Below are 20,244 nucleotides of genomic sequence, written 5' to 3'. Positions count from 1 at the left end.
CATGGAATTGCTCAACGCCTTTTCCCATCTCGACGGGCAGCAAGTCATCCAGCTGACCTGGCAGCACATCACCCTGGTGGGCATCGCCGTGACCCTGGCGATCCTCTTCGGCGTGCCCCTGGGCATCCTGATGACCCGCTTCCCGACCCTGGCCGGCCCGCTACAAGCCAGCGCCACCGTGCTGCTGACCATCCCGTCGATCGCCCTGTTCGGCCTGCTGCTGCCGTTCTACTCCAGGTTCGGCCAGGGCCTGGGGCCGCTGCCGGCAATCACTGCGGTGTTTCTCTACTCCCTGTTGCCGATCATGCGCAACACCTACCTGGCGCTGACCGGCGTCGAGCCAGGGATTCGTGAAGCGGCCCGTGGCATCGGCATGACCTTCGGCCAGCGCCTGCGCATGGTCGAGTTGCCGATCGCCGTGCCGGTGATTCTTGCCGGCGTGCGCACCGCCGTGGTGATGAACATCGGCGTCATGACCATCGCCGCCACCATCGGCGCCGGCGGCCTGGGTGTGCTCATTCTTGCTTCCATCAGCCGCAGCGACATGTCGATGCTGATCGTCGGCGCGGTGCTGGTCAGTCTCCTGGCCATCTTCGCCGACCTGCTTCTGCAATGGCTGCAACGCTCGCTGACTCCAAAAGGGATCCTGAAATGATCGAACTTCAAAACCTGACCAAGACCTTTCACAGCAACGGCAAAGAAGTCAAAGCCGTCGACTCCGTGAGCCTGACCGTCAACGAAGGCGAAATCTGTGTGTTCCTCGGGCCATCGGGCTGCGGCAAGAGCACCACGCTGAAAATGATCAACCGCCTGATCATGCCCACCTCGGGCAAGGTGCTGATCAACGGCGAGGACACCACCGGCCTGGACGAAGTGACCCTGCGCCGCAACATCGGCTACGTGATCCAGCAGATCGGCCTGTTCCCCAACATGACCATCGAGGAAAACATCATGGTGGTGCCGCGCCTGCTGGGCTGGGACAAGCAGAAATGCCACGAGCGCGCCCGCGAGCTGATGAGCATGATCAAGCTCGAACCCAAGCAGTACCTGCACCGTTATCCCCGCGAGTTGTCCGGTGGCCAGCAACAGCGGATCGGGGTGATCCGCGCGCTGGCGGCCGATGCGCCACTGCTGCTGATGGACGAACCCTTCGGCGCGGTCGACCCGATCAACCGCGAGATGATCCAGAACGAGTTCTTCGAGATGCAGCGGGCGCTGAACAAGACCGTGATCATGGTCAGCCACGACATCGACGAAGCCATCAAGCTCGGCGACAAGATCGCCATCTTCCGCGCCGGCAAGCTGCTGCAGATCGACCACCCGGACACCCTGCTGGCCCATCCGGCGGACGACTTCGTCAGCCACTTCGTCGGCCAGGACAGCACCCTCAAGCGCCTGCTGCTGGTGAAGGCCGAGGACGCCGCCGACAACGCGCCGTCGCTAAGCCCGGAAACCCCGGTGGCCGACGCCCTGGAACTGATGGACGAACACGACCGCCGCTACCTGGTGGTGACCTGCGCCGAGAACAAGGCCCTGGGTTATGTGCGCCGCCGCGACCTGCACCGCCAGGCCGGCACCTGCGCCCAGTACCTGCGCGAGTTCAACGCCACCGCGGCCTATGACGAACACCTGCGCATCCTGTTGTCGCGGATGTACGAGTTCAACCGTTCGTGGCTGCCGGTGCTGGACGCCGAGCGGGTGTTCCTCGGCGAAGTGACCCAGGAATCGATTGCCGCCTACCTCAGCTCCGGGCGCTCGCGCGGGGCCAAGACCTGCATCGTCTCCCCGGCCGAAACCGCACCGGCCTGACCTGTCGCGCGGATGGCCGCTTGTAGCCGCTGCCGAAGAATGAGGCTGCGATCGACTGCGAAGCAGGCGCAGACCTGGCGCCTCGGTACATCAGGGATACCGAGGACGCAGGATTTGCGGCCGCTCCGCGACCGTTCGCAGCCTCGTGCCTCGGCAGCGGCTACAGCGCCTAGACCCCAGCACGGATTTGTACGAGCGAGGCTGGCCCGCGATGGCGTCCTACCGGCCGGGAACCGGGCTTCCCACGCCGCGAATTCCCCACCCTGGGGAACATCAACCTGTCATCTGGGTCGGTTACATAAATGACTGGCTCGGACCACGCGACGAACGCGTGCAAAAACGCGACATTTTTTGTTGATCTCAGGCCCCTCACGCCCTAAAGTTCGCGCCGAACGTCCATGCTGGAAACGATCCATCCGGCTCAAGTACTGACGACGAGACAGCAAGGCCAAGGGCAAATACGCCCGTGGCCTTTTTGCTTTCGGCGACATGCCTTGGGAAGTAGGCGAACCAAAGTGGGGATACGGAGGACGTTCAGAAGGGTGTGTCATCAATGAGTTCACGGCTGCGCCGGAGCCTGTTTTTACGCAGGGCAAGGCGCGAGGGCCGAAGTTTGGTTATTCCAAATAAGGGACGAGTAACGCAGCCCTGCGTAAAAACAGGCCCGGCCCTCCGGGTTGCGTCTGAGCACGCGCCATGCTGCGTTGCAGCTCTTGCCAAGGGAACAACCATTGGCGGCGAGCTCCGCCTTGCCTGGCACGTGCTCAGACGGCAACGCAGCCGCGAACTCATTGATGACACACCCTCGCACCCATTGATTACTAACGTTTGCCAGTAGGAGCTCCCAGGTATGTCGATCCAGGTCGAAGACTATTTCGCGCGCGAAACCTTTCAGAAAATGAAGGCGTTCGCCGACAAGCAAGAAACCCCGTTCGTGGTCATCGACACCCAGATGATCGCCCAGGCCTACGATGACCTGCGCGCCGGTTTCGAGTTCGCCAAGGTCTACTATGCGGTAAAAGCCAACCCGGCCGTCGAAATCATCGACCTGCTGCGGGAAAAAGGTTCGAACTTCGACATCGCCTCGATCTACGAGCTGGACAAGGTGCTGGGCCGCGGCGTCAGCCCGGACCAGATCAGCTACGGCAACACCATCAAGAAATCCAAGGACATCCGCTACTTCTACGAGAAGGGCGTGCGCCTGTATGCCACCGACTCCGAAGCCGACCTGCGCAACATCGCCAAGGCCGCGCCGGGCTCGAAAGTCTATGTGCGGATCCTCACCGAAGGCTCGACCACCGCGGACTGGCCGCTGTCGCGCAAGTTCGGCTGCCAGACCGACATGGCCATGGACCTGCTGATCCTCGCCCGCGACCTGGGCCTGGTGCCTTACGGCGTGTCGTTCCACGTGGGCTCGCAACAGCGCGACATCAGCGTCTGGGACGCAGCGATCGCCAAGGTCAAGGTGATCTTCGAACGCCTGAAGGAAGAAGACGGTATCCACCTCAAGCTGATCAACATGGGCGGCGGCTTCCCGGCCAACTACATCACCCGGACCAACAGCCTGGAAACCTACGCCGAGGAAATCATCCGTTTCCTCAAGGAAGACTTCGGCGACGAGCTGCCGGAAATCATCCTCGAGCCAGGCCGTTCGCTGATCGCCAACGCCGGCATCCTGGTCAGCGAAGTGGTGCTGGTGGCGCGTAAATCCCGTACCGCCGTGGAGCGCTGGATCTACACCGACGTGGGCAAGTTCTCCGGCCTGATCGAAACCATGGACGAAGCCATCAAGTTCCCGATCTGGACCGAGAAGAAAGGCGAGACGGAAGAAGTGGTGATCGCCGGTCCGACCTGCGACAGCGCCGACATCATGTACGAGAACTACAAGTACGGCCTGCCGCTGAACCTGGCCATCGGCGACCGCCTGTACTGGCTGTCCACCGGTGCCTACACCACCAGCTACAGCGCTGTGGAATTCAACGGCTTCCCGCCACTGAAATCCTTCTACGTGTAAGCGCCACGCCGCAACGAAAAAGCCCATGACGTGTCATGGGCTTTTTCATTCAGGGTATCGGGCGGCTCGAATCACTAGCGGTCTTCTCGTACATGCCACACCCGCAGGATGTAGAGCGTCGCATCCCGGATCTCGTAACGCATCTCGTAAGGCCCGACCAATAAACGCCGAACATCGCGAGGCTGAAACTCCTCCAACTGTTCGCCGATACGCGGATTGGTCAGCAGGGTATCCGGGGCCTGTGTGAGCGATTGCACCGTTCGAGCAGCCACCGAACGGTTCACCGGAGCAAGAAACTCAAACAGTCGGGCCAGGTCCGACAGCGCCTTGCTCGTCCATTTCAATTCCCTCACTTGGGCACCGGCAAAGGCTTGTCACTCATCAGGCTTTCAGCCCATGCCTGGACAGCCTGGTGATCGATGACACGCCCAGCATCCACATCGGCCAAAGCCTCATGGGTCAGGCGACTACGCTCCTCTTCCTGATCGACCCAAGCCACCAGAGCCTGCTTGACGATCCAGCCGCGCGAGCGCTCCAGCCGGGAGGCCATCTGGTCGACCTTGTCGGCCAACTCCAACGGCACATGTGCGGTCAGCACTTTAGTTGCGGTCATGATGGTTCGATCTCCGCCGTATCAAATGATGAAGAGTGATTAACTTTCAATCATAGTGATTTACACCTGAGCAGCAAGCAGCGCCAAGTCCCGCTCGTCACCCAGCTCTGCCGCACGCTGGTGATACGCCAGGGCCAGGCCGCGGATCTGTGGATGAGCCGCCTGCAACAAGGCGCCGCGGGCGACCCGCAGGAAGTTCAGGTTGCCGCCTTCCAGGGCCTTGGCCAGCCAGCCCAGCGCCTCGTCGATACGCCCGGCATCGGCCAGCACCGCGGCGTGGCTGAACTGCCCACGGAAATCCCCGCCTTCGGCGGAACGGCGATACCAGTCGCAGGCCGCCGCGACATCCCTGGGGCAGTGACGTCCCTCCTCCAGGTAGCGACCCAGCAGGTTCATCGATTTGGCGTGGCCCATGGCGGCCGCGCGCTGGTAGCAACTCAGGGCCAGGGCGTGGTTTTCAGCGACTCCGCGTCCGGTGGCCAGCAGGTTGGCGTAGTTGTACAACGCCCAGTCCAGCCCGGCTTCGGCCGCCTGGCGATAGTGCCCGGCAGCGGCCTTGGCATCGGCTTCGCAGCCCCAGCCATGCTCGCGGCAGCGCCCCAGCATGTTGCGCGCCATCAGGTGCCCGCCCTTGGCGGCGATCGTGAACCAGCGCAGCGCGAGGGCCTGGTCGCGCTCGATGCCCAGGCCGTCGAGCAGGATCTGCCCGAGCAGCGCCTGGGCATCCAGCACGCCCTCCCCGGCCGCCAGCAGGATCGCCTGGGCGGCCCGGGCCGGGCTCTGTTCGAGCATGGCGCGCAGTTGCTCGCCGTCGAGGACTTCCTCGCGGCGTAACTGGAAACTCACGGTCTACACCTCGACCCAGCGGCGCAACAGGTTGTGGTAGGTGCCGGTCAGGCGAATCAGCGATGGATGATCCGGCATGTCGCGGGTCAGTTGCTGGATCGCCTCGTCCATCTCGAACAGCAGGGCGCGCTGGCTGTCTTCGCGCACCAGGCTCTGGGTCCAGAAGAACGACGCATAACGGGTGCCGCGGGTGACCGCATTGACCTTGTGCAGGCTGGTGCCCGGGTACAGCACCATGTCGCCGGCCGGCAGCTTCACCCGCTGGGTGCCGAAGGTGTCCTGGATTTCCAGCTCGCCGCCGTCGTAGTCCTCCGGGTCGCTGAAAAACAGGGTCGACGACAGGTCGGTACGCACCCGCTCGACGCTGCCCTTGGGCTGGCGCACGGCGTTGTCGATATGGAAGTCGAAACTGCCACCGGCGGTGTAGCAGTTGAGCAGCGGCGGGAAGACCTTGTGCGGCAGCGCCGCCGACATGAAGCGCGGGTGCTGCCATAGGCGCTCGAGCATCGCCGCGCCGATTTCCTGGGCCAGCGGGTGGCCTTCGGGCAATTGCAGGTTGTGCTTGGCCTTGGCCGACTGATAACCGGCGGTGATCTTGCCGTCGGCCCAGTCCGCCTGCTCCAGGGCCTCACGGATGCGCAGGACTTCTTCACGGGAGAACAGACCAGGAATGTGCAGCAACATGGCACGGGCACCTGAAAGCGAAAGGGTCGCCAATGGTATTGATTCTTATTGGCAATGTAAAACGCCAGACGAATGAAACCTAAAAACCGTAACGGCAAATTGTAAAGAATGTAAATTTCTTGCGAATAGCAATATTTCGCAATTGATACAAATACTTGTTCGCCTTATATTCCGCCGCCTCAAATCCTTGGGGAGGGGAATTTCAATGTCACGCCAACAACCACAACTACCGGTCAGTTCACCACGCCTGCTGGCGTCTGCAATTGGCGTGGCGATCACCGCCGGCTCCGCCGCCCACATGGCCCATGCCGCCGAAAGCACCGAGAAGAAAACCACCGGCAATGCCATTTCCCTGGATGCCACCAGCATCACCGGCGAAGCCCAGGACCCGACGTCCTACCAGGTCGAAAAGGCCTCGTCGCAGAAGTACACCGCGCCGCTGGTCAACACCCCGCGCTCGGTCACCGTAGTGCCTCAACAAGTCCTCAAGGACACCGCCGCCACCTCGCTGCAAGATGCGCTGCGCACGGTGCCGGGCATTACCTTCGGCGCCGGCGAAGGCGGTAACCCGCAAGGCGACCGTCCGTTCATCCGCGGCTTCGACGCCCAGGGCGACACCTACCTCGATGGCGTGCGCGACACCGGCGGCCAGAGCCGCGAGATCTTCGACATCGAATCGATCGAAGTCAGCAAGGGCCCCAACTCCTCCTTCGGCGGTCGCGGCTCGGCCGGTGGCAGCCTCAACCTGGTGAGCAAGACGCCCAAGCAGCAAGACTTCCTCAACGGTGGCTTCACCTATGGCTCCGACCAGACCCGCCGTTATGTGCTGGACGTGAACCGCCAGTTCCTCGACAGCGCCGCCTTCCGCCTGAACCTGATGAGCCACGAGCAGAACGTGGCCGGTCGCGACGCCGTCAACTACGACCGCTGGGGCGTGGCGCCGTCCCTGACCTTCGGCCTGGGCACCCCGACCCGGGTCAACTTCAGCTACTACCACATGGAAAGCGACGACCTGCCGGATTCGGGCATTCCCTATGGCTACAGCTCGGCCAGCGCCACCGCCCACAAGCACGACAAACCCACCGACGGCGGCGACAGCGACAACTTCTATGGCTTGAAGGACCGTGACTTCCGCAAGACCCGCGCGGACATCAGCACCGTCTCCATCGAACACGACCTGAACGACAACATGACGCTGAAAAACACCCTGCGTCATGGCAACACCGGCCAGGACTACATCCTCACCCAGCCGGACGACAGCAAGTTCAACGTCAACAAATACGGCACCGTGTGGCGTCGCGCCAACTCGCGGGTGTCCACCACCGAAACCACCACCAACCAGACCGACCTGTTCGGCGAATTCCAGGCCCTGGGCTTCAAGCACAACTACTCCACCGGCCTTGAGTTCACCGGCGAAGAGACTCGCGTCAGCAGCTACAACATTGCCGGCAACACCGCGAAAGTCTGTAACCCGGGCAGCCTCCCGAGCTGCACCTCGCTGAGCAACCCGAACCCGGACGATGCCTGGACCGGTGCCATCAGCCGCAACTACAACGGCACCAACACCCGCGCCACCACTCGCGCGGCCTATGTGTTCGACACCATCGAACTCGATCCGCAGTGGCTGCTGAACGTCGGCCTGCGCTACGACACCTTCGACACCGAGGCCAATACCAACGCCGCCACCGGGCGCACCAAGATCAAGGACGACAGCCAGTTCTGGAACTGGCAGGCCGGCCTGGTGTGGAAACCGACGGACAACGGCAGCGTCTACGCCTCCTATGCCACTTCGGCCTCGCCAGCGGGCGGCCTGGTCGGTGAGGGGGCGGACGGCAACCCGCTGTCCGCCGGCGCCAGCGTCAGCGACCTGCAACCGGAAGAAACCGTCAACTACGAGCTGGGCACCAAGTGGGATGTGTTCAACGACCGCCTGTCCCTGACCGCCGCGGTGTTCCGTACCGAGAAGAAAAACACCCGCATCCTGGTGGACGCCCTGACCTACCAGAACGCCGGTGAGTCCCGCGTCGACGGCCTGGAACTGTCGGCCAGCGGCAAGATCACCGACAAGTGGCAAGTCTTCGCCGGCTACAGCTACCTGAAAAGCGAGCTGGTGGACGCCGGCCTCAACGGTCGTAACGGGGTCGTCAGCGCCGGTTCGAACAAAGGCAATGAAATGCCGAACACGCCGAAAAACAGCTTCAGCCTGTGGACCACTTATGAAGTGCTGCCGAAGCTGACCGTCGGCGGCGGTGCGTTCTATGTCGACGAGGTGTATGGCGATGCCGGCAACACTGTGTATGTGCCGTCCTACACCCGCTACGACGCCATGGCCAGTTACAAACTGAGCAAGAACCTCGACCTGCAGCTGAACGTGCAGAACCTGACCGACAAGACCTACTACGACAAAGCCTACTCGGCGCACTTCGCCAACCAGGCAGCCGGCCGTACCGCCTTGTTCACCACCAACTTCCACTTCTGACGAGGTGGAACGCGACGCCTGGCGCATCCAGGCGTCGCTGTAGCCGCTGCCGCAGGCTGCGATCGATCTGGGCGGCATTCCGACGCAGGGGGCGCAAGATCGTGAAATCGCTGGAGGACCTGCGTGTCGAGCGCGACCCCGGCCTATCGCAGCCTTCGGCAGCGGCTACACCCACGCAAGCCCCATCCACTTCGGTGAGTGGGGCTTTTGTGCGTAGGAAAGAATGTTTCTCGACAACTCACGGCATAATGCGCGCCGTGGCACAGACTTAAGAACCAACGAGGCGGTCGATGTGTTGAAGAAAACCCTGTTCCAGTTGCACTGGTTTTTCGGCATCAGCGCCGGCCTGGTCCTGGCCTTGATGGGCATTACCGGAGCGACCGTATCGTTCCAGGATGAAATCCTGCGTGCCCTCAACCCCTCCACACTGCAAGTGGAAAAACAGCCGGCCGGGGTCCTGCCGCCCGCCGAGCTGGTGGAAAAAATCCAGGCCGCCTCGGGCAAGACCGTGTCGATGCTCACCGTGGAAGCCGACAGCGGCAACGCCGCCCGCGTGTGGTTCACTCCGCCGCCGGGCCAGCGCCGCGGCGAGATGCGTTATTTCGACCCCTACACCGGCGAATTCATGGGCGCCGCCCTGGGCCAGGACTTCTTCGGCCTGATGCTGCAGCTGCACCGCTTCCTGGCCATGGGCGACAGCGGCCGGCAGGTCACCGGCGCCTGCACCCTGATCCTGGTCTTCTTCTGCCTGTCCGGCCTGTACCTGCGCTGGCCGCGCCAGGTGGCGAGCTGGCGCGCCTGGCTGACCCTGGACTGGGCGAAAAAAGGCCGCGGCTTCAACTGGGACCTGCACGCCGTGGCCGGGACCTGGTGCCTGCTGTTCTATCTACTGGCGGCGCTGACCGGTCTGTCCTGGTCCTACGAGTGGTACAACAAGGGCCTGAACAAACTGCTGGCCGACTCGCCACAGAGCCCGCGCATGAAGGGCGGCCGTGGCGCTTCGCCCCAGGGCCCGGCGCCGACCGCCGACTACAACGCCCTGTGGCTGGGCATCTACAGCACCGCCGGCAAGGACCTGAGTTCCTACAACATCCGCATGCCAGCGGTGGCCGGCCAGCCGGCGACCGTGTTCTATCTGCTCAAGGATTCGCCCCACGACCGGGCGCTGAACCAGATCAGCATCGACCCCAACAGCGGCGTGGTCAGCCGCCATGACCGCTACAGCGACAAGAGCCTCAAGGCGCAGTTGCTGACCAGCCTCTATGCCCTGCACGTGGGCAGCTACTTCGGCCTTGTCGGGCGCATCCTGGTCACTATTGCCTCCCTGGCCATGCCGCTGTTCTTTATCACCGGCTGGCTGCTGTACCTGGATCGCCGGCGCAAGAAGCGCCAGGTCAAGGACGCACGCCAGGGCCTGAGCGCCGACACCGACGCAGCCTCGGCCTGGTTGATCGGCTTCGCCAGCCAGAGCGGTTTCGCCGAACAACTGGCCTGGCAGACTGCCGGGCAATTGCAGGCCGCGGGCGTGCCGGCCAGGGTCCAGCCGCTGGCCAGCGTCAGCGAGCAAGACCTGCTGAACACCCAGAACGCCTTGTTCGTGGTCAGCACCTTCGGCGACGGCGAAGCGCCGGACAGTGCCCGGGGCTTCGAACGCAAGGTGCTGAGCCGCGCCTTGTCCCTGGACAACCTCAAGTACGCCGTACTGGGCCTGGGCGACCGGCAATACCCGCACTTCTGCGGCTTTGCCAAGCGCCTGCACGGCTGGCTGGCCGAGCGTGGCGGCAACACCCTGTTCGCCCCGGTGGAAGTCGACAGCGGCGACAGCTACGCCCTGCGCCACTGGCAGCAGCAACTGGGCCAGTTGATCGGCCAGGCGCCAGCGGATCTGTGGCAGGCGCCCGCCTACGACAACTGGACCCTGAACCAACGCCTGCTGCTCAACCCCGACAGCAGCGGCTCCGGCGTCTACCTGCTGGGCCTGACCCCGCCGCAACCGAGCAGTTGGCTGGCCGGCGACCTGGTGGAAGTACTGCCGCGCAACTGCGCGTGGGCCATCGAGTTCTTCCTCGACGGCCTGGGCCTGGACGGCGGCGCCACGGTGCAGCTCGACGGCCTGAAGGAAACCCTGACCCAGGCCCTGGCCAGCCGCCAGCTCCCGGAAAACCGCGCCCACCTGGTGGGCCTGCACGCCCAGGCACTGGTGGATGCGCTGGTCCCGCTGGCGATGCGCGAATACTCCATCGCCTCGCTGGCCAGCGACGGCCAACTGGAACTGCTGGTGCGCCAGGAACGCCACCCCGACGGCAGCCTGGGCATCGGCTCCGGCTGGCTCACCGAGCATGCGCCGCTGGGTTCGACCATCAGCCTGCGGGTGCGGCGCAACAGCGGCTTCCATCTGCCGGCCGAGCCTGGCCCGCTGATCCTGCTGGGCAACGGCACGGGCCTGGCCGGCTTGCGCAGCCTGCTCAAGGCGCGCATCGCCGAGGGCCAGCAAGACAACTGGCTGATCTTCGGCGAACGCAACGCCGAGCATGATTTCTACTGCAAGGACGAACTGCAGGAATGGCTGACCGCCGGCGACCTGCGCCGCCTGGACCTGGCCTTCTCCCGCGATCAGGCCGAGAAGGTCTACGTCCAGGATCGCCTGCGCCAACAGGCCGAACGCCTCAAGCAATGGCTGGCCGACGGCGCCTCGATCTACATCTGCGGCAGCCTGCAAGGCATGGCATCGGGGGTGGATCAAGTGCTCAACGAAGTACTGGGCGCCGAGGTGGTCGAACGCCTGATCGAACAAGGCCGTTATCGCCGCGACGTCTACTGACCCCGGCATGCTTCTGTAGGAGCGAAGCTTGCTCGCGATAGGCCGAAGGCCGGTAGTGGGCCTTGATACCGCCATCGCGGGCAATCGAGCGTCGACCGGCCGCTCCTACAAAAGCCGGTACGTGATTACACCGGCTGCAACTTGCGCTCGAACACCGCCACCCCGTCCAGGTCGCGCAGGATCACCTTCAACTCCCCGCTCTGCCCTTCGATCTGCACTTCGCCGAAGAACTGGAACCCGGCGAACGGCGAGGTGTTCTGCGCTGGCGGCGCCTTCTGGAACACCACCTCCGGGCCGAAGGTCTTGTCCAGCGCGTTGGGCCCGAAACTGCCGGCATTCAAAGGCCCGGCGACGAACTCCCAGAACGGTTCGAAGTCCTGGAACGCCGCGCGGTCCGGGTGGTAATGGTGCGCCGCGCAGTAATGCACGTCCGCCGTCAGCCACACATGGTTGCGCACCTTGTGCTTGCGCAGGAACGCCAGCAACTCGGCGATCTCCAGCTCGCGGCCCTGGGCCGGGCCCGGATCGCCATTGGCGATCGCCTCCCAGCGCGGCACGCCGGGGCTGACCTCGCCGTCCGGCACGCCGAGGCCGATGGGCATGTCGGCCGCCACCACCTTCCACTGCGCCTTGGAGTGCTTGAGCCCCTGCTTGAGCCAGTCCAACTGTTCGCGGCCGAGGAACGGCTTGGCCGCGCCGAGGTTGTCGTCGTTGCCGCCGCGATAGCTGCGCATGTCCAGCACGAACACATCCAGCAGCGGCCCGTAGCTCAGCTTGCGATAGATGCGCCCGCCCTGGTCGGCGCTCTGCAAGCGCATCGGCGCGTATTCCAGCCAGGCCTGCCGCGCACGGCCCACCAGGGTGTGGATATCTTTAGTGGTGTAACGCTCATCCAGCACCTTGCTCGGCGACCAGTTGTTGACCACCTCATGGTCGTCCCACTGCCAGATCTGCGGCACCTCGGCGTTGAAGCGCCGCACGTTCTCGTCCAGCAGGTTGTAGCGGTAGTTGCCGCGGTATTCGTCGAGGGTCTCGGCGACCTTGCTCTTGGCCTCGGTGGTGATATTGCGCCACACGCGGCCGCTCTCGGTGGTCAGCTGCGCCGGCACCGGGCCGTCGGCGTAAATGGTGTCGCCGCTGTGGATAAAAAAGTCCGGCAGGCGCCGGCGCATGGCCTCGTAGATGCGCATGCCGCCGATGTCCGGGTTGATGCCGAAGCCCTGGCCGACGGTGTCGCCGCTCCACACAAAACGAATATCGCGGCGGGTCTGCGGCACGCTGCGTAAGTGGCCGAACCAGGGTTTGCTGCGCACGCCGGTCTGGGCGTCCTCGAAATACACCCGATAAAAAATCGCCTGGCCGGTGGGCAGCCCGCCCAACTCGACCCGCGCGGTGAAGTCGGTACGGGCATCGGCCAGGGGCGAGACGAACCGCCGCGGGTTGCTGAACCGGCTGCGGGTATCCCACTCCACCACCATCCGCGCCGGCCGGTCGGTACGGCTCCAGACCATCGCCCGATCGCCCAGCAGATCCCCGGACTGCACGCCATCGACCATCTTCGGCCGGTCCTTGCCCGAGGCAATCACCGCCGGCGCCAACCCCGGCAGCAACAGCCCTGCCCCCGCCACCTGAATCAAACGCCGCCGACCGAGAGTGAAATCGCTCATGGTTGCTCCCTGACCCAATGTCAAAAGCAAACCTTAGCCAATGTGGATGAACTGCGTATGACAAGCCCCACAACCCGCCTCTCCTGTAGGAGCGAGCTTGCTCGCGATGGTCGTCAACGATAACGCCGCCTGTCTGATGAACTGCGGTGTTACAGCCGAGCATTGCGAGTCATGGAATAACTAAACGATTGAGGATGGCAGCTGGACGCGGGTTAGCAGACCGGGGCTCAGGAGCCCGGCGCACCCGAGGGTGCCCCACGTACAGCCGCCAGAACAAAACCGCCCGGACCGATCAGCACCTGCAGCAGCGATTGCAGCTCAGAGGCGATTGCCATCAAGCAAGGCATCCACCACACCGCGCGCCATCTCCACGGAATGCACCAGCGACCAGATCAGGCCTCGCTCGATACCGCTGGCGTGCTCGGTGATCTCGTCAGAAACCTCCTCGGCGGATTTGAGCAGCATGGAAACGTGAAGCAACGCCTCTTCGGCGCTGATGCCGGGGCGGACAGTGAAGAGCGAATCGTTACCCGCAGGACCCGCAGCGGTGGGTTTCAAGGCAGCGAGCAACGAACCTTCCACCGGATGATTGGCCAGCGCCTGACGGACCTGTTCATTGGCGTGGTCGTGGTCTGGGTTGCGGCGCGAGAACGACGGGGAAACGGGTGGATCGGGGACGAGCTTTTTCATGATGTGGCTCCTCGACATGAAGCCACCACCCACCGCTGCTAGACGATATAGAAAGGTGGCGGCTGTACGCGGGCTAGCAGACCGGGTCAAGGAAACCGGCGCGCCCGAAGACGCTCCCACGCACAACCGCCATAGCAGAGCACTGCAAATGGAAAGTGCAGTGCTGATGATGCGGCTTGCGTCTCGACCCGGGCTGCTAGACCCGATCACCGAAAAAGTCGGTGACGAACCCGAGGCTAGACAGCGCCATTACCAGACGCAAGCGGCCCAGAGTTTCTCGGAAAAGCCTTACAAAGAAAAGCGAAGCGCCTCACTTTCAGACAGCGTCTTACACGACAAAACCTGTCATCCAAACGAGCAGATGTACACGATCCCTGTAGCCGCTGCCGCAGGCTGCGATAGGACCGAAGGTCCTCCAGCGGTCTCAAGATCCTGCGCCTGCTGCGCAGTCGATCGCAGCCTCGCAGGCTCGGCAGCGGCTACAGGGTTTCGCGCCGACCGGCAGGTCGCGCCGGGCTTTTGATCTTGATCCACCCGCCCCATCGGGAGGCCGAGCGAAGGTGTTCATCAGGGGGATGGCGCGCAGCGCCCCTCGACGCAGTCGAGGACATCGTATGGAGGTCGAAGCGAAGCCGACCGGAGTCGATGCCCCCCTGATGGACACCGGAGCGAGGGAACCTGAGCGCAGCGAAGGCCGTACGCAGGGGCAAGCGTTTTTTGGTTACTTTTTTTGGCGTTTGAAAAAAAGTGACCCGCCGTCAGGGCGGAACCCTAAGTGGCCGTGACCGCAGGAATGGATATGTACCCCGTCCAAAAAATTCAGCGCCAGGACAGACGCCATCGCGGGCAAGCCTCGCTCCTACAAAAACGAGGCAGGCCCGCCTGAGGCTGTCAGGCCTTGGCCGGCTCCAGCGCCAGCTCGGTCGCCTCCGGCCGCTTCACCACCGCATACACCACCGCCGTCAACACACTCCCCGCCACAATCGCCAGCAAATACAACAACGCATGGTTGATCGCATTCGGAATCAGCATCACGAACAACCCACCATGGGGCGCCATCAGCTTGCAGCCGAAATACATCGACAGCGCCCCGGTCAGCGCACCGCCGGCGATGCTCGCCGGGATCACCCGCAACGGGTCCTTGGCGGCGAACGGAATCGCCCCTTCAGAGATAAAGCACAGCCCCAGCACCAGCGCCGCCTTGCCCGCTTCGCGCTCGCTCTGGGCAAACTTGCGCCGGGCAATAAAGGTGGCGATGCCCAGGCCGATCGGCGGCACCATGCCGGCGGCCATGGTCGCCGCCATCGGCGCATAACTCTGCGACGCCAGCAGCCCCACGGAGAAGGCATAGGCCGCCTTGTTGATCGGCCCGCCGAGGTCGACGCACATCATGCCGCCGAGCAACACCCCCAGCAGGATGGCGTTGGTGGTGCCCATGCTGTCGAGGAAATGGGTCAGGCCGGCGAGCATCCCGGCCACCGGCTTGCCCACCACATAGATCATCACCAGGCCGGTGAACAGGCTGGCCAGCAACGGAATGATCAGGATCGGTTTCAAGGCCTCCAGGCTTTGCGGCAAGCGCGCGTATTGGCTGATGGCTTTGGCCGCATAACCGGCGAGGAAACCGGCAATGATCCCGCCGATAAACCCCGCGCCCAACGTGCTGGCGAGCATGCCGCCGATCATCCCCGGCGCCAGGCCCGGCCGGTCGGCGATGGAATAGGCGATGTAACCGGCCAGCAGCGGCACCATCAGCTTGAACGCGGTGTCGCCGCCGATCTGCATCAGGGCGGCGGCCAGGGTGCCCTCCTCCTTGAACGCGGTGATGCCGAAGACGAAGGACAAGGCGATCATCAAACCGCCCGCCACCACCATCGGCAGCATGAACGACACACCGGTCAGCAGATGCTTGTAGACCCCGGTTTTCTCCTGCTTGGCCGGGGCCGCGGCGGCGCCCGCCGCTGCCGACTCCACCTGCCCCTCGGCCAGGGCCTTGTTCAGGGTCGCCTCGGATTGCTTGAGGGCGATGCCGGTGCCGCAGCGGTAGATCTTCTTGCCGGCGAAGCGCTCGGTGGGCACTTCGATGTCCGCGGCCAGCAGCACCACGTCCGCCGCGGCGATGGCCTCGGCGCTCAACGGGTTGCGCGCGCCGACCGAGCCCTGGGTTTCCACTTGCAGCTCATACCCCAGGCGCTTGGCGGTTTGCTGCAAGGCCTCGGCCGCCATGAAGGTGTGGGCCACACCAGTCGGGCAGGCGGTGACCGCTACCAGCCGGGGCACGCTTTTGCTGGCCGGCGCTGGCTCGGCAGCGGCTTCGGTCGCGACATACACCCGGGCCTCCTCGGCGCCGCGCCGCAGCACGCCGTCGACGTCCTGCAAGGCCACGGAGGGCGAACTCTGGAACACCCGCTTGCCGACGAAACGCGACATATCCACAGGCCCGGTGCTGACCACCAGCACCCATTCGGCCGCTTCGAGGGTGGCGGCCGACAATTGCCGTTCCGGGTGCGCCGCGTCCTGCACTTCGACGCTGGTACTCCAGCCCTGGCGCTGGGCCGCGGCGTCCAGCAACCGGGCGCACAGCACACTGGTGACCATGCCGTTCGGGCAGGCGGTAACAATGGCTAACTTCATGACCAACCCTCTTATTGTTCTATGAGGGGATGAACACGCACCCCCTGTTCAAGCTGTGCCAACTGCGCGGCATCGGTGATACCGAAACCGATCTGGGTCACGGCCATGGCGGCGATGGCCGTGGCGGTGCGCAGGGTCTGTTCAACAGCGTGGGCGCTGAGCAGGCCGTGGAGCATGCCGGCCAGCAACGAGTCGCCGGCACCGACGGTGCTGGCCACGCTGACCTTGGGCGGCAGCGCCTGCAAGGCCGGCGCGGCACTGAACCAGTTCACGCCTTCGGCGCCATGGGAAATCACCACATGCTCGACGCCCTGGGCGTGCAGGCGCCTGGCGGCTTCGGCCTGGGTCGCCAGCGACAGCACCGGGCTGCCCAGGGCCTCGGCCAGTTCCTCGGTATTGGGCTTGACCAGCCAGGGCCCGGCGGCCAGGCCGGCGCGCAGGGCTTCGCCGCTGGTGTCCAGCGCCACTTTCAGCCCCAGTTCCTTGAGGCGGGCCAGCAAGGCGTGCAGCCATTGCGGGCTGACGCCGCGCGGCAGGCTGCCGGCCACCACCACCGCGTCATGCCCCGGGGCAATCTGTTCCAGGCGTGCGAGCAAGGCCTGTTGCGCCGCTTCGTCGACCTCCGGGCCCGGGCCGTTGAGATCGGTGATGCGCCCGTCCTGCTCGGCCAGCTTGATGTTGCTGCGGGTTTCCCCGGGCACACGGATAAAGGCGTCGACAAAACCACGGCGGGCAAACAGTGCCTCGAAGGCCTGGGGATTGTCTGCACCGAGGAAGCCGCTGACGGTCAGCTGATGGCCAAGATCGGCCAGCACCTGGGCCACGTTCACACCCTTGCCGGCGGCGTGGGTGTGCATGGCTTCGCTGCGGTTGACCTGCCCCGGTTCCAGGCGCGTCAGCTGGACGGTGAGGTCCAGCGCCGGGTTCAGGGTCAGGGTAAGAATCTTTGCCATTACATGGCCTCCACAAGGGCACGCACATCGTTCGCGCTGCCGACGGCCAGGGCTTGCTCCGCAAGGGTTTGTGCCTGGGTCAGGCTGAGTTCGCGAATGCGTGCCTTGACCTCGGCGATACTGCGTCCGGAGACGCTCAGTTCGTCCACACCCAGGCCCACCAGCACCGGCACCGCCAGCGGATCGGCCGCCAGCTCGCCGCACACGCCGACCCACTTGCCGTGGGCATGGGCCGCGCGCACGGTGATGTCGATCAGTTGCAGCACCGCCGGGTGCAGGCCATCGGCCTGGGCCGACAGGGTCGGGTGACCACGGTCGATGGCCAGGGTGTATTGGGTCAGGTCGTTGGTGCCGACGCTGAAGAAGTCCACTTCCTTGGCCAGCACCGGTGCCAGCAGGGCGGCGGACGGCACTTCGATCATGATCCCCAGTTGCAGGTCGGCCACCGGGATTTCCTGGCGCAGGCGCTCGGTCATCGCGCGGGCGGCGCGCCATTCATCGACGCTGCCGACCATGGGGAACATGATCCGCAACGGGCGGTTGTCCGCCGAGCGCAGCAAGGCGCGCAGCTGGGCTTCCATGATCTGCGGGCGTTGCAGGGTCAGGCGGATGCCGCGCACGCCGAGGAAGGGGTTTTCTTCCTTGGCGATCGGCCAGTACGGCAGCGGCTTGTCGCCGCCGACATCCAGGGTGCGCACCACCAGCGGCCGCCCGGCCAGGCCATCGAGCACGCGGCGGTATTCGGCTTCCTGGGTGGCTTCGTCCGGCACTTGCGGGTGGGCCATGAAAATCAGTTCGGTGCGCAGCAGGCCGATGCCTTCGGCGCCGTTGTCCACGGCGCTGGCCACCCCGGCGCTTTCGCCGATGTTGGCGAAGACTTCGACGTGATGGCCGTCGGTGGTATGCGCCAGTTGATGGCGTTGCTCGGCGGCGGCCTTGAGCCGTTGTTCGCGGGTGTCGCGCTCGGCGGTGGCCCGTTGCAGGGTGCCGGCATCGGCATCCACATGCAGGCGACCGCGCTGGCCATCGAGCAGCAACGGCGTGCCCGGCTTGAGCAGCAACACGCCGGCACCGGCCCCGACCAGCGCCGGAATCCCCAGGGCGCGGGCGACGATCGCGCTGTGCGCAGTGGCGCCACCACGGGCGGTGAGAATGCCGGCGACCCGCGCCGGATCGAGGCGCGCCACGTCCGACGGACCGACTTCATCCATCACCAGGATGTAGGCTTCGTCCGGCTCCACCGGGGTCTGCACCCCGCACAGCTGGGCCAGCACCCGCCGGCCGATGTCCCGCAGGTCGGCGGCGCGTTCGGCCAGCAGCGCGTCGTGCAGGGCTTCCTGCTGCCGGGCGGCGGCTTCGATCACGGTCATCCAGGCCGCTTCGGCGCTTTCGCCCTGCTTGAGGCGAGTGTCGACTTCGTCGGTCAGTTCCGGGTCGTCGAGCATTTCCTGGTGGGTCACGAAAATCTCGCGAATGGCCTTGGCCTTGCTGCGCTGGATCAGGCCGTCGATGTCATGCCGGACCTCGGCCAGGGCTCCTTGCAGGCGCTCGCGCTCCATGGCGGTGGATTCGCCGCGCAACGGGTAGTCGAACGGCTGGATCACCTGGATATGCGCCGGGCCGATGGCGATGCCGGGGGCCGCCGGGATGGCCTGGACCAGGCTGCCAGAAGCCGGCGCGCTGATGGGCGCCTCGACTTCTTCCGGCACTTCCTGGGGCGCGCGGGCCTCCGGAACCGGCTCGACCTCTTCCCCCAGCCCTTCGGCGATAGCCGCCAGCAAGGCTGGCAGGGCGTCGGCGGCGATGTTCGGCTCGGCGATCAGCTCCAGGGTCTGGCCACGGCGGGCACCGAGGCTCAGCAGCTTGCTCAGGCTCTTCACCGAAACGGCGGAGCCCGGCGCGTCGACGATGCGTACGCGAACCTCGCCCTCGAAGCTTTTCGCCAACTGCGCCAGGATCTTCGCCGGGCGCGCATGCAAGCCGTGGGCGTTGGCCAGGACGATGCGCGCGCTCGGCCAGTCGGCCGGCAGTTCGCCGCCCAGCACTTCCAGCACCGCGCGGCTGCTGGTGGCGCGGCCCAGTTCATGGCCGCGACCTTCGATCAGCAACGCGCACAGGCGTTCGAGCAGGGCCTGATGAGCCTCGCCCAGGCTGGCCAGGCAGAACAGCCCGGCCAAGGGCTGGCCGAGGTAACGAACCGGTTTGTCCGGGGTGACGAAGGCCAGGCCCGGGCGCTTGACGGTCTGCTCGCTGTGCAGCCACCACAGGCCATCGCCCAGGGGCAGCGCTTCGACCTGTTGCAGCACCGCGGCAAAACCGTTGCTCACGCAGTCGGCCTGGCGCAGCAGGCGGGCGCCGCGCCACACCAGCTCTTCGAAGTCTTCGGCGGCCACGCCCAGGCCGATCATCTGCGCATCCAGCGCCAGCTCTTGCGGCGCGCCTTGCAGCAGTTTCAGCAGGGCCTCGGGCGAGCTGGCGCGGCGCAGGGCCTGGCCCAGGTCGGTCTCGCCGAGGGCTCGGGTCAAGAGTTGCAGCAGGCGCAGGTGTTCGTCGGATTTGGCGGCGATGCCAATCGCCAGGTAGACGATCTGGCCATCGCCCCAGTCCACGCCCTCGGGAAATTGCAGCAGGCGTACGCCAGTGGCGAACACCTGGTCGCGGGTTTCCGGAGTGCCGTGGGGAATGGCAATACCTTGACCGAGAAAGGTCGAGCCCTGGGCTTCGCGGGCCTGCAGGCCAGCCAGGTAACCTTCGGCGACCAGGCCGTCGGCCACCAGTTTGTCGGCGAGCAGGTGCAGTGCAGCGGACTTATCCACAGCCGACTGGCCCATGGATATCTGCTCAATAGTGAGCTCGAGCATGCTTTCTCCTATTTAGCGCCGGGGCGCTAGGTATTGTTTTGAGTGAATCAGTCAGGCGGCGTTAATGCCACAAACGGGACCGCCGGCTTGGCAAGGCCCTGTTCCCGTCTGCTCATATCCCTAGAAAATACGCGTGCTGAAACGTTTAATCTAGAATATTGGGCACGTTACTC

14 protein-coding genes are annotated in these 20,244 nt (G+C 64.8%); 5 read left to right on the top strand and 9 right to left on the bottom strand.

Features of this window, described 5'->3' with window-relative positions; translation table 11 throughout:
* Position 1 precedes the first annotated feature (1 nt).
* The 3 genes from IF690_RS05265 (at position 2) to IF690_RS05255 (ending at position 3,823) form a co-directional block, all read left to right on the top strand.
* Positions 2 to 655: an ABC transporter permease gene (locus IF690_RS05265; protein ID WP_202699113.1), complete on the top strand. Its 654-nt coding sequence runs from the start codon at positions 2 to 4 to the stop codon at positions 653 to 655.
* Positions 652 to 1,809 carry an osmoprotectant ABC transporter ATP-binding protein OsmV gene (locus tag IF690_RS05260; RefSeq protein WP_202699112.1) on the top strand — a complete coding sequence of 386 codons (1,158 nt, stop codon included), beginning with the start codon at positions 652 to 654 and terminating at the stop codon, positions 1,807 to 1,809. The genes IF690_RS05265 and IF690_RS05260 overlap by 4 nt, the downstream gene beginning before the upstream one ends.
* A gap of 850 nt (positions 1,810 to 2,659) precedes the next feature.
* Entirely contained in the window at positions 2,660 to 3,823 is a 1,164-nt protein-coding gene (locus IF690_RS05255; protein WP_007923836.1) for a type III PLP-dependent enzyme, read from the top strand.
* Positions 3,824 to 3,897: 74 nt separating this feature from the next.
* Here IF690_RS05255 and IF690_RS05250 read toward each other — a convergent pair whose 3' ends face one another.
* Genes IF690_RS05250 through IF690_RS05235 form a run of 4 tightly spaced genes read right to left on the bottom strand, consistent with a single transcriptional unit; the run spans position 3,898 to position 5,966 of the window.
* Positions 3,898 to 4,176, bottom strand: a complete 279-nt coding sequence (locus tag IF690_RS05250) for a type II toxin-antitoxin system RelE/ParE family toxin (RefSeq protein WP_016701683.1) — start codon at positions 4,174 to 4,176, stop codon at positions 3,898 to 3,900.
* On the bottom strand, positions 4,173 to 4,436 hold the full coding sequence (locus tag IF690_RS05245; protein ID WP_016701682.1) for a CopG family ribbon-helix-helix protein: 264 nt from the start codon (positions 4,434 to 4,436) through the stop codon (positions 4,173 to 4,175). Before IF690_RS05245 ends, IF690_RS05250 begins: the two co-directional genes overlap by 4 nt.
* A gap of 60 nt (positions 4,437 to 4,496) precedes the next feature.
* Positions 4,497 to 5,282 (bottom strand): tetratricopeptide repeat protein, encoded by a 786-nt coding sequence (locus tag IF690_RS05240; RefSeq protein ID WP_202699111.1) that lies wholly within the window; start codon positions 5,280 to 5,282, stop codon positions 4,497 to 4,499.
* Positions 5,283 to 5,285: 3 nt separating this feature from the next.
* Complete coding sequence (locus tag IF690_RS05235) at positions 5,286 to 5,966, bottom strand: Fe2+-dependent dioxygenase (RefSeq protein ID WP_016701680.1); 681 nt, start codon at positions 5,964 to 5,966, stop codon at positions 5,286 to 5,288.
* A 205-nt stretch (positions 5,967 to 6,171) separates the two neighbouring features.
* Here IF690_RS05235 and IF690_RS05230 point away from each other — a divergent pair, with 205 nt between their 5' ends.
* Together IF690_RS05230 and IF690_RS05225 are read left to right on the top strand one after the other, a co-directional pair.
* Complete coding sequence (locus tag IF690_RS05230) at positions 6,172 to 8,445, top strand: TonB-dependent receptor (RefSeq protein ID WP_202699110.1); 2,274 nt, start codon at positions 6,172 to 6,174, stop codon at positions 8,443 to 8,445.
* Positions 8,446 to 8,737: 292 nt separating this feature from the next.
* On the top strand, positions 8,738 to 11,266 hold the full coding sequence (locus tag IF690_RS05225) for a PepSY domain-containing protein (protein WP_202699109.1): 2,529 nt from the start codon (positions 8,738 to 8,740) through the stop codon (positions 11,264 to 11,266).
* Between the two features lie 125 nt (positions 11,267 to 11,391).
* Here the strand turns inward: IF690_RS05225 and IF690_RS05220 are convergent, their stop codons facing one another.
* The 5 genes from IF690_RS05220 to ptsP form a co-directional block, all read right to left on the bottom strand.
* Positions 11,392 to 12,933, bottom strand: coding sequence for an alkaline phosphatase D family protein (locus IF690_RS05220; RefSeq protein ID WP_202699108.1), 1,542 nt, complete (start codon positions 12,931 to 12,933; stop codon positions 11,392 to 11,394).
* A 318-nt stretch (positions 12,934 to 13,251) separates the two neighbouring features.
* Positions 13,252 to 13,623: a DUF6124 family protein gene (locus IF690_RS05215; protein WP_202699107.1), complete on the bottom strand. Its 372-nt coding sequence runs from the start codon at positions 13,621 to 13,623 to the stop codon at positions 13,252 to 13,254.
* Positions 13,624 to 14,514: 891 nt separating this feature from the next.
* Complete coding sequence (locus tag IF690_RS05210) at positions 14,515 to 16,257, bottom strand: PTS fructose-like transporter subunit IIB (protein WP_202699106.1); 1,743 nt, start codon at positions 16,255 to 16,257, stop codon at positions 14,515 to 14,517.
* Positions 16,258 to 16,268: 11 nt separating this feature from the next.
* Positions 16,269 to 17,210, bottom strand: coding sequence for a 1-phosphofructokinase (gene pfkB, locus IF690_RS05205; RefSeq protein ID WP_202699105.1), 942 nt, complete (start codon positions 17,208 to 17,210; stop codon positions 16,269 to 16,271).
* Positions 17,210 to 20,071: a phosphoenolpyruvate--protein phosphotransferase gene (ptsP, locus tag IF690_RS05200; protein ID WP_202699104.1), complete on the bottom strand. Its 2,862-nt coding sequence runs from the start codon at positions 20,069 to 20,071 to the stop codon at positions 17,210 to 17,212. The genes pfkB and ptsP overlap by 1 nt, the downstream gene beginning before the upstream one ends.
* Positions 20,072 to 20,244: the final 173 nt, after the last annotated feature.

This window comes from Pseudomonas sp. SK3(2021) (assembly GCF_016772375.1).
GTDB lineage: Bacteria > Pseudomonadota > Gammaproteobacteria > Pseudomonadales > Pseudomonadaceae > Aquipseudomonas > Aquipseudomonas chlororaphis_I.
The sequence above is the reverse complement of the archived record's forward strand: the minus strand, read 5'-3'. Positions and strand labels throughout refer to the sequence as shown.